The sequence below is a fragment of the Streptomyces sp. NPDC051173 genome, from assembly GCF_040689515.1.
In the GTDB taxonomy this organism is placed as follows: Bacteria; Actinomycetota; Actinomycetes; order Streptomycetales; family Streptomycetaceae; genus Streptomyces.
The window spans coordinates 1-14,149 of record NZ_JBFBBD010000040.1 but is presented as its reverse complement, the minus strand read 5'-3'; the positions used below and the strand labels follow the sequence as shown (position 1 = coordinate 14,149).

Below are 14,149 nucleotides of genomic sequence, written 5' to 3'. Positions count from 1 at the left end.
CGCACCCCACCACAAGACCCGCCGGGCAGGCCTACGCGTCCCGCTTCATGAGTGCCGCGTAGGCGCCGCCCAGGGCGACCGCCACCACGCCCGCCATGATCCAGACCGGATCCCAGCCCGTGGGGCCCGAGTCGGGCTCGGAGCCCGAAGCGAAGAGCACGAAGAGCTCGTAGGGGATCGAGTACTGCAGGAGGAACTTCCGCAGCTCGGACAGCGCGCTCGCGTACATGAACGTCGTCATGACCAGCGGCAGCAGCATCAGGCCGAGCATCGTCGTGATCGCGCCCGCGGAGTGCCGCACGAGCGTCCCGACGGCCAGCGCCAGCAGCCCGATCAGCGCGACGAAGAGGCTGACACCGACCGTGGCGCGCAGCCACATCTCGCCCGTGGTGCGGCTCGTCCACTGACCCTGGAGCAGGGACTCCGCCACCATGCCGACCAGCGTCGTGGACACCAGGGTGATCGTGAACACCAGCAGGAAGAAGACGATCGCCTTCGCCGTCAGCACGCGGGCGCGGTCGGGGCAGGCGGTCAGGGTGGTGCGGATCATGCCGGTGCCGTACTCGGAGCTGATCGTCAGCACGCCGAGCGTGATCACGCAGATGATGCCGAGCAGCACGCCGAAGACGCCGAAGCTCAGGGCCGACATGTTCCGCTCGCCGTCGGTGGAGTCGACGCTGCCGGCGGCCATCGCGATCGCGCAGCCGATGCCGAAGACGAGCACGACCATGACGCCCAGCGTCCACATCGTGGAGCGCAGGGAGCGGATCTTGGTCCACTCGGAGGCGATCGCGTCGGCGAGGTTCGCCTTGCGCACCGGGATGGGGGAGACGTACCCGCCGCTCCACTGAGGGGCCTCCGGCGCGAAGGCCGGTGCCTGCGGCGCGGGCGGCTGCGGGTGCTGGGGGGCGGTCATCGGGCGTCCTCGCTGTCACGCTTGGTCAGGTCGGCGGGGGCGGGGGCGGGCGCCTCGGCCGGGACAGCCGGGGCAGTCGGTGCGGCAGGCGCGGGGGGTTCGGCGGGCGGGGCGGGCTGCGCGGCCGCCTGCGGAGCGGCGGCGTACGGGTTCGGCTGCTCGCCCGTCAGCACGGGATACGGGTTGGCCTGCGCGGGCTGACCCCAACCGCCCTGCGCGGGCTGCCCCCAGCCCTGGCCCTGCGGCGCGCCGTAGCCGTACTGCTGGGCGTACGGGTCGGCCTGCGCCAGACCGGCGCGCTGGTCGGCGGTCGAGCGGTAGTCGACGGCGCCCTGGGTCATCCGCATGTACGCCTCCTCCAGGGAGGCCTGGTGCGGGGAGAGCTCCCACAGGCGGACGTCGGCGTCGTGCGCGAGGTCGCTGATCCGGGGGAGCGGCACGCCGGTGACGCGCAGGGCGCCGTCGGGCTCGGCCAGCACCTGGCCGCCCGCCTCGACCAGCGTGGCCGTCAGTTTCTCGCGGCCCTCCGGCTCGGTGTCCGGGGTCCGTACGCGGGCGAAGCCGGCGGAGTTCGCGGCGATGAAGTCCCGCACGCTCATGTCGGCGAGCAGCTGGCCGCGGCCGATGACGATGAGGTGCTCGGCGGTGAGGGCCATCTCGCTCATCAGGTGCGAGGAGACGAAGACGGTCCGGCCCTCCGCCGCGAGCTGCTTCATCAGATTCCGGACCCAGAGGATGCCCTCGGGGTCGAGGCCGTTGACCGGCTCGTCGAAGAGCAGCACCTGCGGGTCGCCCAGCAGCGCGGCGGCGATGCCCAGGCGCTGGCCCATGCCGAGGGAGAAGCCCCGGGAGCGGCGGCGGGCCACGTCCTGGAGACCCACGACGGCGAGCACCTCGTCCACCCGGCGCGCGGGCAGGCCCGCGAGCTGGGCGAGGGAGAGCAGGTGCAGCCGGGCGCTGCGCCCGCCGTGCACCGCCTTCGCGTCGAGCAGGGCGCCGACCTGGCGGGGCGCGTTGGGCAGCTTGGCGAAGGGGTGGCCACCGATGGTCACACTGCCGGACGTGGGCACGTCCAGGCCGAGGATCATGCGCATCGTGGTCGACTTGCCGGATCCGTTGGGGCCCAGGAAGCCGGTGACGGCCCCCGGCCGCACGCGGAAGGACAGATTGTGCACGGCCGTCTTGGCGCCGTAGCGCTTCGTGAGGCCGACTGCCTCGATCATTCTCCGCCCCTCGCGAGCTCTTCGGGGCATAAGCCCCCGTAAGGGTTAGGAGCATAACGAGGAGCTGACGGTTCCTGTTTATGTGAGATTCAGGTGACTGGTGGGTAGGGCGTGTCGTCGCGGGGCGCGGACAGCTCGTCGTGGCTGCGGGGTGTGACGCAGGTCTCCTCCGGCGCGGGAAAGCCGCTGCCCGTCAGCACCCAGCCGTGCTCCCGGAAGATCCGCCTGCCCTCGTCGCGCACGGCCTCGTCCGCCCGCGCCCGCTCCACCCAGCTCTCCGGGCCGGTTCCGAGCAGGTCCCGCAGGGCGGGGGAGGCGGTGAGCAGCCGGGTGAGCAGGGCGCGCTGGTCGCCGCCGCCGGGCAGCGGGCGGCCGTCGGCCGTGTCGGTCAGGACGCCGTGCCGGCTGACGTAGAGATACGCCCCGCCCAGGGCCTCGCCCGACGGCATGAGCATGGGGAAGCGGTCGCCGGGCAGCAGGACGCGGCGGTAGTTGAACTCCGTGCGGTCCACCTCCCGCAGCTGCGCGGTGTCCAGCCAGCTGATCACCAGCGTGAGCTCGGCGCCCGGATCGGCGTACGGGGCGGCCGCCACGTAGCCGTGCCGGCCGATGTGCCCGGAGCAGCCGACGCCGATGCCGCGCACCCGCACGGGGATCATGGGGGCCGTCGTGGGCAGGCCGCCGCCGGCGAGCTTGTGGTGGAGCTGGGCGGGGGAGGCGTTGGAGCCGACGGCGATGACGGGGTGGCGCCGGCCCGTGGTGGGGGCGCGCAGTTCTTCGAGCACGGCGTCGAGCGTCGGCCCGTCATCGGCGGAGACTCTCCAGTCGCCGAGCCGCTTGCCGTGCCGGGGCGTGAGGGCGAGGGTCTCGCTGCCGCTGAGCAGCACGGGGCCGGTGGCGGGCCGGCCGGGGTAGGTGAGCGGATGCTCCGCGGGGGCTTGCCCGAGGTTGTGGCGGGTCACGCCTCATTCCCTGCCCGGCGCTGCCCCTTACCGAAACGGGGAACGCCTACGGCTTGTCCGGCGGATCTTGTGGGCCTCCAGGCTTCGTCCGGGGGTGCCCCCACGGGCTTGAGTTGGCTGATGCGGGTGCGCAATTCAGCCCGTCCGGCGATTGAGGACACCGCCGCGTAGCGGTGGTGCGGACGGCACCACCCGCACCGCTGTCACCGCCCGGCCGAGCGCCGAGCGCTAAGCGTCCCGTTCCCGCAGGACCACGTACGCCCCCACCAGCGCCGCCACCACCCAGAGCACCATGATCGCGAAGCCGCCCCACGGCCCGTACGGGGCGTCGTCGTCGATCGTGATCACCTGCATGACCTTGCGGCCCGCCTGGTCCGGGAAATACTGCGCGACTTTCTTCGTGGCCGGGACCGCGCCCAGGATGTTGGAGATGAGGAAGAAGAACGGCATGAGAATGCCCAGCGAGAGCATCGGGCTGCGCAGCATCGTGGCGACGCCCATGGAGAAGACGGTGATCAGGGTCATGTAGAGCCCGCCGCCGATGACGGCGCGCAGGACTCCCGGATCGCCGATCGACGTCCTGTGTTCGCCCAGCACCGCCTGGCCGAGGAAGAACGCCAGGAAACTCGTGGCCATGCTGACGACCAGTGTCAGCAGCGTCGCGATGGTGATCTTGCTGAAGAGAAACGTGGCGCGCTGCGGTACGGCCGCCAGTGAAGTGCGGATCATTCCGGTGCTGTATTCGTTGGTGACGACCAGCACCCCGAAAACGATCATCGCGAGCTGGCCGAGTCCCATGCCGGCGAAACTCGTGAAGGTCGGATCGAAAGTGATCTTCTCCTTCGCCGACAGTTTGTCGAAGTTGCTTTTGGAAAGAGCGCTGATCAAAATCCCCAGCGCGACCGTCACGACCAGGGCGAGACCGAGCGTCCACACCGTGGAACGAACGGATTTGATCTTTGTCCATTCGGACTGGAGGACCTGGGTCGCCACCGCCGCCATCGCTTCAGGATCCCTTCTTCTGCCAGTCGGCACCCCAGCCGGCCCCCGGGAGCTGTTGCCCCGGTGCGGCTTCGGGTCCCAGGACCGGCGCGCTGTGCGCGTGGTATTCCACCGACTCGGCGGTGAGCCGCATGAACGCCTCTTCCAGCGAGGCCCGCTGCGGGCTCAGCTCGTGCAGCACGATCTGGTGCCGGGCCGCGAGCTCGCCCAGCCGCGCGCCGTCCGCCCCGTCCACCTCCAGTGAGCCGTCCCCGGCCGTCACGGCGGTGACGCCCGCGCCCGCCAGCACGTCCAGCAGCCGCTCCCGGTCGGGCGAGCGCAGCCGCACGTAGGAGCGGGAATTCTGCGCGATGAAGTCCGCCATCGAGGTGTCCGCCAGCAGCCGCCCCTGGCCGATGACGATGAGGTGCTCGGCGGTCAGGGCCATCTCGCTCATCAGGTGCGAGGAGACGAAGACCGTACGCCCCTGGGCGGCGAGGTTCTTCATCAGATTGCGGATCCAGTGGATGCCCTCGGGGTCGAGGCCGTTGACCGGCTCGTCGAAGAGCAGCACCTGCGGGTCGCCCAGCAGCGCGCCCGCGATCCCGAGCCGCTGGCCCATGCCCAGGGAGAAGCCCTTGGAACGTTTCTTCGCCACCGACGTCAGGCCGACCGTGTCCAGCACCTCCGCCACCCGGGCCCGCGGGATGCCGTTGCTCTGCGCCAGGCACAGCAGGTGGTTGTAGGCGCTGCGGCCGCCGTGCATCGCCTTGGCGTCCAGCAGCGCGCCGACGACCTTCAGCGGATCCCGCAGCTGGCGGTAGTGCTTGCCGTCGAGGTGGACCGAACCGGCGGTGGGCCGGTCCAGATCGAGCATCATGCGCATCGTCGTGGATTTGCCCGCGCCGTTGGGCCCCAGGAAGCCGGTGACGATCCCGGGCCGTACGGTGCAGGTGAGGCCGTCCACGGCGAGCTTGTCGCCGTAGCGCTTGGTCAGACCCTGGAGCTCGATCATTCCGCCACGTTAAGGGCATGCCTCCCACGGCGCCACCGGTGGCCGCCCGTCCGGATGACCCGGACCCGGAAGCGGAAGGGGCAGACACCGACGCCCCGCGTCCCGCCTCTCGGCGGTACACGGGGCGTCGGCGTACGGGGGTCGGTACGGGGCCGTGCCGTGTGCGCTCAGCGGCTCTGCTGGGCCGGGACGCCGCGCGAGATCGGCTCGTCGTCACCGGGCACGCCGGCCGCGGCCACGGCCGCGCCGGTCAGCGTGGCCAGCATCTCGCGGACGTTGGTCAGCTGGGCGTTGATGCTGTCGCGGCGGTTGGTCAGCGCCGCCAGCTCGCGCTCGGACTCGCTGCGGATGCGGTCCGCCTTGGCGTTGGCGTCGGCCACGATGTCCTCGGCCTGGCGCTGCGCGGTCTCCACCGTCTGACGGGCCCGGCGCTCGGCGTCCGTGCGCAGCTTCTCCGCCTCCAGGCGCAGCTGCTCGGCGCGGTGCTCGATCTCCGCCAGTCGCTTCTCGGCCTTGGCCTGACGGGACGCCAGGTCGCGCTCGGACTGCTCACGGCGCTTGGCCAGGTTGGTCTCGAAGTCCGCGGCGGCCTGGGCGGCCTTGGCGCGGGTCTCCTCGAAGAGGGCGTCGGCCTCCTCGCGCTTGGACTGCGCGTCCTTCTGCGCCTCGGCGCGCAGGGTCGCGGCGTCGCCCTTGGCCTTCTCGACGATGCGGGCGCCCTCGTCCTCCGCCTTCGCCTTGCGGTCGGCGGCGAACGACTCGGCGTCGTTGCGCACCTGCTGAGCGGCGGACTCGGCCAGCTCACGGTGCTGCTCGGCCGCGCGCCGCGCCTCCTCACGCAGATCCTTGGCCTCTTCCTCGGCCAGCCGAAGGATCTTCTCGACCCGCGCACCCAGGCCCGCGTAGGACGGTTCCGCGTCGTTGACCTGGGCCTGAGCATTCTGCGTTTCGAGGTGGAGCTCCTCGATGCGCTTTTCCAGAGAGGTGATTCGGGCCAGTGCGCTGTCACGGTCGGCGACGAGCTTGGTAATGCGGTCGTCCACCTGGCCGCGGTCGTATCCACGCCGCACGAGCTCGAAGCCGAAGGGGGAGGAAGTGTCACTCATGGGGTTCCTGTCATAAGAGACCGGTGAGGTGATAGAGGGAATCCTAGGGGTGCGAGCGGCGTGGCATCGAGTGGACGGTGGGCAGATCTGGAGAATGGGCCCCCGTTTGAGTGGCTACTTCTGGGACTGCTTGCCACCCGATCGAGTTGCACCCGCAACCGCTGCTGCCTTCACCCCGCCCTCTTTGGCGCTTCCCGCCCCCGGGGCTTCAAAAGATTCCAACGCTTCCAACACGTCCTGGACACGGGAAATCTCGGCATTGATGTCCTCACGCCGGCGGACCAGCGCGTCCAACTCCCGCTTTCCGTCCTCGACCAGGCGCTTGGCCTCCTGCGCACCCTCGGTGCGCAGGCGCTCCGCCTCGCGTACGGCGGCGGCCTTCTTCTCCTCGGCGTCCTTCAGCAGCGCCTGGGACTCCCGCTGGACGGCGGCCTTCTTCTGCTCCGTCTCCTTGAGCAGCCCCTCCGCCTTCTTCACCGCGGCGATACGGACCTTGCTGGCCTCGCTGTTGGCGTCGGAGACGAGCTTCTTCGCCTTCTCCTCGGCCTCCGCGAGCTGTTCGGTCGCCGCGGCCACGAGCTTGTCGCAGCGCTCGCCCGCGGACTGCATCGCCTCGGACGCCTCCCGGCGTGCCCGGTCGTGCAGTTCCTCGACCTCGCTCTCCACCCGGGTGCGCAGCTCGTCCGCGCGGTCCCTTATGGCCGTCGCGTCCCCGCGGGCCTCGGCCAGCAGGGTGTTGGCGTCCGTACGGGCCTGCTCCACCAGGGCGTTGCCCTCGCCGGTGGCCTCCGTGACGATGCGCTCCGCCTCGCGGCGGGCCACACCGACCATGGTGTCGGCCTGCTCCTCGGCGGTGGCCGCCGTCCGTAGGGCCTCCTCCTGCGCCTTGGCGATCAGGGCGTCCGCCTTCTCGGCGGCCTCCGTCAGCTTCTGCGCGCCCGCGTCCCGCGCCGCGTCGACCGTCCGGTCGCCCTCGGCGCGCGCCTCGGCGAGCACCCGCTCGGCCTCCAGGACGGCGTCGGCCTTGAGCTTCGCGGAGTCCGCGCGCGTGCTGTTGGCGTTCTCCTGCGCGGAGCTCAGCGCCTCCGCCGCCTCGACGGCCATCCGCTCCGCCTCGGCCGTGGCCTCGGCGATCAGGCTGTCGGCCTGCTCGGCGGCTTCGGTGCGGCGGGTGTTGGCGGCTTCGCGTGCTTCGTCGGTGGTGCGGGCGGCTTCGCGCTGTGCGGTTTCCAGGGCTTCGGCGCCCTCGGCGCGCAGCCGTCCGGCTTCCGTCTCGGCGTCCGCCTTGAGCCGGCCGGCCTGCTCCGCGGCCTCGGCCCGGTGGGCCTCGGCGGCCTCGCGGGCCTTCTCCACGGTGCGGGCGGCCTCGGCGGCGAGCCTCTCCGCCTCGGCCGTGGCCTCCGCGATCAGCTCGTCCGCCTGCCCGGCGGCTTCCGTGCGGCGGGCGTTGGCCGCCTCGCGCGCCTCGTCCACGATCTTGTCGGCGTCGTCCTGCGCCGAAGAGGTCAGCTCGGCCGCCGCGTTGACGATCCGCTCCGCCTCCGCGTGGCCCTCGGTGCGCATCCGGTTCGCGTCCTCGCGGGCCTCGGCCCGCGCCCGCGCCGCGTCCTGCTCGGCGGAGGCCAGCGCGTCGGACGCGTCCGTACGCATCTGCTGCGCCTTCGCCGACGCGTCGGAGACCATGCGGTCGGCCTCGGCCGTGGCCTTCGCGACCAGCTTCTCCGCGGTCGCCCGCGCCTCCTCCACGGTGCGCGTCGCCTCGGCGACCAGCCGCTCCGCCTCGGCGGTGGCCTCCGCGCGGTGGCCGTCGGCCTCCTCGCGCGCCTCCTCCACCGTGCGCTTCGCCTCGGCGACGAGCTTCTCCGCCTCGGCCGTCGCCTCGGCGATCAGCTCGTCCGCCTGCCCGGCGGCTTCCGTGCGGCGGGCGTTGGCGGCTTCGCGTGCTTCGTCGGTGGTGCGGGCGGCTTCGCGCTGTGCGGTTTCCAGGGCTTCGGCGCCCTCGGCGCGCAGCCGTCCGGCCTCTGCCTCGGCGTCCGCCTTGAGGAGCTCGGCCTCCTCCGCGGCCTCCGCCCGGTGGCCGTCGGCCTCCTGCTGCGCCGTCACCACCGCGGCCTCGGCCTCGGTGATCAGCTTCTCCGCCTCGGACATGGCCTCGGCGAGCAGCTCGTCGGCCTGCTCCGCGGCCTCGCTGCGGCGGGTGTTGGCGGCCTCGCGGGCCTCGTCCAGCACCCGGGCGGCCTCCGCCTCCAGGCGCTGCCCCTCGGCGATCGCCTCGGAGACCGTGCGCTCCGCGAGCGACTTCGCGGCCTCGGACGCGGCCTGCGCGTCCGCGCGCGTACGGGCGGCGTCCTCGCCGGCCCGCTCCCGCTCGGCGTAGGCGTCGGCACGGACCCGGTCCGCCTCCTCCTGCGCCTCGGTGACCGTCCGCTCGGCGTTGTGCTCGGCGGCCGAACGCAGCCCGGCGATCTCCTCCTCGGCCTGCTCGTGCAGCCCCGCGACGGAGTCCCGCACCTGCTGGGCGGTCTGCTCCGCGGCCGTCACCAGCTCCGAGGCGCGCTGCTCCGCCTCCTCGACCAGTCGCCGGGCCTCCTCCTGCGCCTCGCCGACCCGCTTGCGCGCCGAAGCCAGCAGCTCCTCGCTCTGCTCGCGCGCCGCCTCGCGCTCCGCCTGCGCTTCCGTACGGGCGTCGCCCAGCAGCTCCTCCGCCTCGCGGCGGCGCCGGGCGGCCTCCTCCTGCGCGGCCGCGAGGGCCTCGGCGGCCTCGGTGGCCGTGCGCTCCGCGGCGGCGTTCGCCTCGGCGCGCATCCGGTCCGCGGTCTCCTGCGCCTCGGACTTCAGCCGCTCCGCCTCCGCGGCGGCCTCGCTCCGCAGCCGCGCGGACACGCTCTCGCCCTCGGCGCGGGCGGCCGACGCCTCCTCGGCGGCCTCGGCACGCAGCCGCTCCGCCTCCGTCTCGGCCTGCGCCTGGAGCGCGCGCACGCGCTCCGCGGCCTCCGTACGGCTCCGCTCCGTCTCCTCGGCGGCCTCACGGCGCAGCCGCTCCGCCTCCGCGCGCGCCTCGCGCAGCGCCTCCTCGGCGGACTCGACGCGCGTCTCCGCCTCGGTGTGCAGCCGCGCCAGCTCCTCGGCGGCCTCCGTACGCCGCGCCTCCGCGGCCCGCTCGGCCTCCTCGCGCAGCTGCTTGGCGGCCTCGGCGGCCTCCGTGCGGGTGCGCTCCGCGTGGTCCTCGGCCTCCTCGGCCATCTCCTCGGCCTCGGTGCGGGCCCGCTCCAGCGCCTCCTCGGCCTGCTTGCGCAGGCTCGCCGCGCGCTCGGCGGCCTCGGTGCGCACGCGCTCGCTCTCGGCGCCCGCCCCGGCGCGGGTCTCCTCCGCGTCGGCCTTCGCCTTCGCGAGCAGCTCCTCGGCGGTGCTGGCCGCCTCCTCGATCTGCTGGAGCGCCTGCCGCCGGGCCTCGGACCGCAGCCGCTCGCCCTCGGCGACCGCCTCGGACCGCAGCTGCTCGGCCTCGCCGCGCAGCCGCCGCGCCTCCTCCTGGAGTTCGACGGTCTTGGCGCGGTACTCCTTGGTGTCGTCCTTCGCCGCGCCCTTGAGCTGCTCGGCGGTGTCCGCGGCCTGCTCTCGCAGCCGCTCGGCCTCGGCCTCCGCCTCGCGCCGGATCCGCTCGGCCTCCTCCGCCGCCGCCTTGGTGGTGGCCTGGGCGTCCTCGGACGCCTTGGTCAGCACCTCCTCGGCCGAGCGCGCGGCCTTCGCGAGCTGCGCGGCGGAGTCCTCCGCGGCGGCGCTGCGGGCGTTCTCCGTGGCCTCGGCCAGCAGGCGGTCCGCCTTGGCCTTGGCGTCGTCGCGCAGCTGCTCGGCCTCGGCCCGCAGGGCCTCGGACTCCTTGGTGGCCTCGCCGACCAGGCGGGCGATCTCGGCCTTCGCCGTACGGGAGCGCTGCTCGTGCTCGGACTCCGCCGACGTCAGCTTCCGGGCGGCCGAGTCGTTCGCCTCGGTGACGACCTTCTCCGCCTCGGCCCGCGCCTCGCGCAGCGCGGAGTCGGCCTCCGCGAGGCGCGCCTGCGCCTCCCGCGTCAGCTCGGCCGCGGCCGCGCGCGCCTGGTCGGACTCCGTGCTGGTCGCCGTGCGCAGCTGCTCGGCGTGGTCGGTGGCCTCCTGCGCCTGCGCGGACGCGGCGGCCAGCAGCCGCCCGGCGTCGGTGCGGGCACGGCGCAGCAGCGCCTCCGCCTCGGCACGCGCCTCGTCCGCGGCGGCGCTGAGCCGGCCGCGGGCCTGCTCGGTGAGCCGCTGGGCCTCCGCGCGGGCCGCCGCGAGGGACTGCTCGGCCTCCGCCCGGGACTCCTCCATCAGGCGCCGGGCCTGGGACTCCGTACGGGCACGCAACTGCTCGGCCCACGCGACGTTCTCGTTGACGTGCGATTCGACGGTCTGGCGGCGCTCGTTGAGCTCCTCGTCCAGGCGCTGGCGGCGGGCGACGGCCTCCGCGTGCAGCTCGGACTCCATCCGGGCCTGCCGCTCGGCCTGCTCCTGGAGCAGGCGCTGCGTCTGGGTGCGCGCCTCGCGGAGCTCGCGCTCCGCGTCGGTCCGCATCTGCTCCGCCTGAATCTGGGCATTACGGAGCAACTGCTCCGCCTGGTAACCCATATCGGCGGTGTCGTATGCCGGACGGTGGGCGAGATTGCGGCGCGCCTCGTGCAGCTTGGCGCGCAGCACCTCGACCTGATAGCCGAGGTCGTCGGCGTGCTGGACCGCCTTCTCCCGCTCCTTCTTCAGCCGCTCCATCTCGGCTTCGAATTGCGAGAGGTGGTCGTCAGCCTCGTAGCGGTCGTTGCCCCGCACTGCGCGGTCCCATCCGTCCCCTGGTCGCGTTGGCGGCCGGCCCCGTCCCGCATAAACCGGAGGAACCCGGAGCCTGCCCTTCCGAAGAAATGGTGTCAGATCATCGGTACAGCCCGGCCCGGGGCCCCACCCCGTACCCCGGCCGAACCTGCACTCTACCGGCCGGGGGAGGTGCGGGTCAGTGCTCCGGGTCCGCGGGGGGTGCCGAGGTGACCAGTTCGGTCAGTACGCCGTGGCAGTCCTTGGGGTGCAGAAAGGTGATGCGGGAGCCCATGGATCCCGTCCGCGGCTGCTCGTAGAGGACGCGTACGCCCTTGCCGCCGATCTCGGCAGCGTCGGCGTCGACATCCGGCGTACCGAACGCGATGTGGTGAACGCCCTCGCCGTTCTTCGCCAGCCACTTGCCGACCGCGGAATCCGGCCGGGTGGGCTCCAGGAGCTGGATGTAGGAGGCGCCGCCGTCGTCCGTCCCGTTGATCCGGAGCATGGCCTCGCGCACCCCCTGTTCCTCGTTGACCTCGGTGTGGAACACCTCGAAGCCGTACGTGGCACGGTAGAACTCGACGGTCGTGTCGAGGTCCGCACAAGCGATCCCGATGTGGTCGATACGCGTCAGCATGGAACCAGTGCACCGCCCGCCGCCGTGGTTACGCAACGTGCGCGCGATCACACCTTCGGCCCGGTGACCCGGGCGCCTACCGCTCAGTACATTGACGGGAACCATCGTTAACCTCTCCGCCTCGAAGGGGCCGCGCCTCATGACTGGTACGAACGGTTCGACCGGCACCACATCCGTGATCGTCGCGGGCGCCCGTACGCCCATGGGCCGGCTGCTCGGCTCGCTGCGCTCCTTCTCCGCGGCCGAGCTCGGCGGGTTCGCCATCAAGGCCGCCCTCGACCGGGCCGGCATCGGCGGCGACCAGGTGCAGTACGTGATCATGGGGCAGGTGCTCCAGGCCGGCGCGGGCCAGATCCCGGCCCGCCAGGCGGCCGTCAAGGGCGGCATCCCCATGAGCGTGCCCGCCCTCACCGTCAACAAGGTCTGCCTGTCCGGCCTCGACGCCATCGCGCTGGCCGACCAGCTCATCCGCGCCGGTGAGTTCGACATCGTGGTGGCCGGCGGCCAGGAGTCGATGACCAACGCCCCGCACCTGCTGCCCAAGTCGCGCGAGGGCTACAAGTACGGCTCCATCGAGATGCTCGACTCGATGCACCACGACGGCCTCTCGGACGCCTACGAGGGCATCGCCATGGGCGAGTCCACCGAGAAGCACAACACCCGCCTCGGCATCGGCCGCGCCGAGCAGGACGAGATCGGCGCCCGCTCCCACCAGCGCGCCGCCGCCGCCCAGAAGAACGGCCTCTTCGAGGCGGAGATCACCCCCGTGGAGATCCCGCAGCGCAAGGGCGACCCCGTCCTCTTCAGCAAGGACGAGGGCGTGCGCGCCGACACCACCGTCGAGGTCCTCGGCAAGCTCCGCCCCTCCTTCGCCAAGGACGGCACGATCACCCCCGGCACCTCCTCGCAGATCTCCGACGGCGCCGCCGCCGTGGTCGTGATGAGCAAGGCCAAGGCCGAGGAGCTGGGCCTGCACTGGATCGCCGAGATCGGCGCCCACGGCAATGTGGCCGGCCCCGACAACTCCCTCCACTCGCAGCCCTCCAACGCCATCCAGCACGCGCTGCGCAAGGAGGGGCTGACCGTCGACGACCTCGACCTGATCGAGATCAACGAGGCATTCGCCGCCGTTCTGGTGCAGTCGATCAAGGATCTGGGCGTTTCCCCCGAAAAGGTGAACGTCAACGGTGGGGCCATCGCGCTGGGCCACCCCATCGGCATGTCCGGTGCCCGCACCGTCCTCCACCTCGCCCTGGAGCTCAAGCGGCGCGGCGGCGGGGTCGGCGCGGCGGCGCTGTGCGGCGGCGGCGGTCAGGGCGACGCCCTGATCATCCGCGTCCCCGGCAACTGACGCCCACCCACCCCCGGGACCTTCGGAGCACCCCTCGGAACGGAGCAGACATGGTGGACGTCCCCGCGCTGGTCGAGCAGGCCCGGGAAGGGCGGCCGCGCGCCGTCGCCCGGCTGATCTCCCTGGTGGAGGGGGCGTCCCCGCAGCTGCGCGAGGTGATGGCGGCGCTGGCCCCGCTGACGGGCGGGGCCTACGTCGTCGGCCTCACCGGCTCGCCCGGCGTCGGCAAGTCGACCTCCACCTCGGCCCTGGTCAGCGCCTACCGCAAGGCCGGGAAGCGGGTCGGCGTGCTCGCCGTCGACCCCTCCTCGCCCTTCTCCGGCGGCGCCCTGCTCGGCGACCGCGTGCGGATGTCCGACCACGCCTCCGACCCCGGCGTCTACATCCGCTCCATGGCCACCCGCGGCCACCTCGGCGGCCTCGCCTGGGCCGCCCCCCAGGCCATCCGCGTCCTCGACGCGGCCGGCTGCGAGGTGATCCTCGTGGAGACCGTCGGCGTCGGGCAGTCCGAGGTCGAGATCGCCTCCCAGGCAGACACCAGCGTGGTGCTGCTCGCCCCCGGCATGGGCGACGGCATCCAGGCGGCCAAGGCCGGGATCCTGGAGATCGGCGACGTCTACGTCGTCAACAAGGCCGACCGCGACGGCGCCGACGCCACCGCCCGCGAGCTCAACCACATGCTGGGCCTCGGCGAGGCCCGCGGCCCCGGCGACTGGCGGCCGCCCATCGTCAAGACCGTCGCCGCCCGCGGCCAGGGCACGGACGAGCTGGTCGAGGCCCTGGAGAAGCACCGGGCGTGGATGGAGGAGCGGGGTGTCCTCGCGGAGCGGCGCGCGTCCCGCGCGGCGCGTGAGGTGGAGACGATCGCCGTCACTGCGCTGCGTGAGCGGATCGGTGACCTGCACGGCGACCGCCGGCTCTCCGCTCTGGCGGAGCGCATCGTGAACGGTTCTCTTGACCCGTACGCGGCGGCGGACGAACTGGTCGCGGGCCTGACGGAGGGCTGACGCGGGCTGCTTGCGCCTGCGGCGGGCTTTTTCCCCTACCCGCCCCTTCCCGAACTGGGGGCGAGCCCCCAGGCCCCCGAAGCACGCTTCGCGCGCTGTCCTCAAACGCCGGACGGGCTGGATGGTGCGGACC

Annotated in this window: 10 protein-coding genes; 2 read left to right on the top strand and 8 right to left on the bottom strand. The window is 72.9% G+C overall.

Annotated features, from left to right (window positions below):
• Nucleotides 1-31: 31 nt before the first annotated feature.
• The 8 genes from AB0435_RS20895 to mce form a co-directional block, all read right to left on the bottom strand.
• On the bottom strand, nucleotides 32-916 hold the full coding sequence (locus AB0435_RS20895) for an ABC transporter permease subunit (protein ID WP_366003373.1): 885 nt from the start codon (nucleotides 914-916) through the stop codon (nucleotides 32-34).
• Nucleotides 913-2,139 carry an ATP-binding cassette domain-containing protein gene (locus AB0435_RS20890; protein ID WP_366427644.1) on the bottom strand — a complete coding sequence of 409 codons (1,227 nt, stop codon included), beginning with the start codon at nucleotides 2,137-2,139 and terminating at the stop codon, nucleotides 913-915. The genes AB0435_RS20895 and AB0435_RS20890 overlap by 4 nt, the downstream gene beginning before the upstream one ends.
• Nucleotides 2,140-2,228: 89 nt before the next feature.
• Nucleotides 2,229-3,101 carry a hypothetical protein gene (locus AB0435_RS20885; protein ID WP_366427643.1) on the bottom strand — a complete coding sequence of 291 codons (873 nt, stop codon included), beginning with the start codon at nucleotides 3,099-3,101 and terminating at the stop codon, nucleotides 2,229-2,231.
• Nucleotides 3,102-3,329: 228 nt separating this feature from the next.
• Nucleotides 3,330-4,103, bottom strand: coding sequence for an ABC transporter permease (locus tag AB0435_RS20880; RefSeq protein WP_366003376.1), 774 nt, complete (start codon nucleotides 4,101-4,103; stop codon nucleotides 3,330-3,332).
• A 4-nt stretch (nucleotides 4,104-4,107) separates the two neighbouring features.
• Entirely contained in the window at nucleotides 4,108-5,097 is a 990-nt protein-coding gene (locus tag AB0435_RS20875; RefSeq protein ID WP_366003377.1) for an ATP-binding cassette domain-containing protein, read from the bottom strand.
• Nucleotides 5,098-5,264: 167 nt separating this feature from the next.
• Nucleotides 5,265-6,203, bottom strand: a complete 939-nt coding sequence (locus AB0435_RS20870) for a cellulose-binding protein (RefSeq protein ID WP_087926230.1) — start codon at nucleotides 6,201-6,203, stop codon at nucleotides 5,265-5,267.
• A gap of 114 nt (nucleotides 6,204-6,317) precedes the next feature.
• The gene (scy, locus tag AB0435_RS20865; RefSeq protein WP_366427642.1) at nucleotides 6,318-11,039 is read right to left on the bottom strand and encodes a polarized growth protein Scy; all 4,722 of its coding nucleotides are present in this window, start codon (nucleotides 11,037-11,039) and stop codon (nucleotides 6,318-6,320) included.
• A 178-nt stretch (nucleotides 11,040-11,217) separates the two neighbouring features.
• Nucleotides 11,218-11,658 carry a methylmalonyl-CoA epimerase gene (gene mce / locus AB0435_RS20860; RefSeq protein WP_366003379.1) on the bottom strand — a complete coding sequence of 147 codons (441 nt, stop codon included), beginning with the start codon at nucleotides 11,656-11,658 and terminating at the stop codon, nucleotides 11,218-11,220.
• Nucleotides 11,659-11,833: 175 nt separating this feature from the next.
• Here mce and AB0435_RS20855 point away from each other — a divergent pair, with 175 nt between their 5' ends.
• Together AB0435_RS20855 and meaB are read left to right on the top strand one after the other, a co-directional pair.
• Complete coding sequence (locus AB0435_RS20855) at nucleotides 11,834-13,009, top strand: acetyl-CoA C-acetyltransferase (protein WP_366003384.1); 1,176 nt, start codon at nucleotides 11,834-11,836, stop codon at nucleotides 13,007-13,009.
• A gap of 50 nt (nucleotides 13,010-13,059) precedes the next feature.
• Nucleotides 13,060-14,016 (top strand): methylmalonyl Co-A mutase-associated GTPase MeaB, encoded by a 957-nt coding sequence (gene meaB, locus AB0435_RS20850; RefSeq protein WP_366003380.1) that lies wholly within the window; start codon nucleotides 13,060-13,062, stop codon nucleotides 14,014-14,016.
• The last annotated feature ends 133 nt before the right edge of the window (nucleotides 14,017-14,149 follow it).

Excerpts from the sequence above, each read along its gene's own strand:
- mce (WP_366003379.1), bottom strand. The coding sequence starts at position 11,658 with ATGCTGACGCGTATCGACCACATCGGGATCGCTTGTGCGGACCTCGAC.
- AB0435_RS20890 (WP_366427644.1), bottom strand. The coding sequence starts at position 2,139 with ATGATCGAGGCAGTCGGCCTCACGAAGCGCTACGGCGCCAAGACGGCC.
- AB0435_RS20895 (WP_366003373.1), bottom strand. The coding sequence starts at position 916 with ATGACCGCCCCCCAGCACCCGCAGCCGCCCGCGCCGCAGGCACCGGCC.
- AB0435_RS20875 (WP_366003377.1), bottom strand. The coding sequence starts at position 5,097 with ATGATCGAGCTCCAGGGTCTGACCAAGCGCTACGGCGACAAGCTCGCC.
- meaB (WP_366003380.1), top strand. The coding sequence starts at position 13,060 with ATGGTGGACGTCCCCGCGCTGGTCGAGCAGGCCCGGGAAGGGCGGCCG.
- AB0435_RS20880 (WP_366003376.1), bottom strand. The coding sequence starts at position 4,103 with ATGGCGGCGGTGGCGACCCAGGTCCTCCAGTCCGAATGGACAAAGATC.
- AB0435_RS20870 (WP_087926230.1), bottom strand. The coding sequence starts at position 6,203 with ATGAGTGACACTTCCTCCCCCTTCGGCTTCGAGCTCGTGCGGCGTGGA.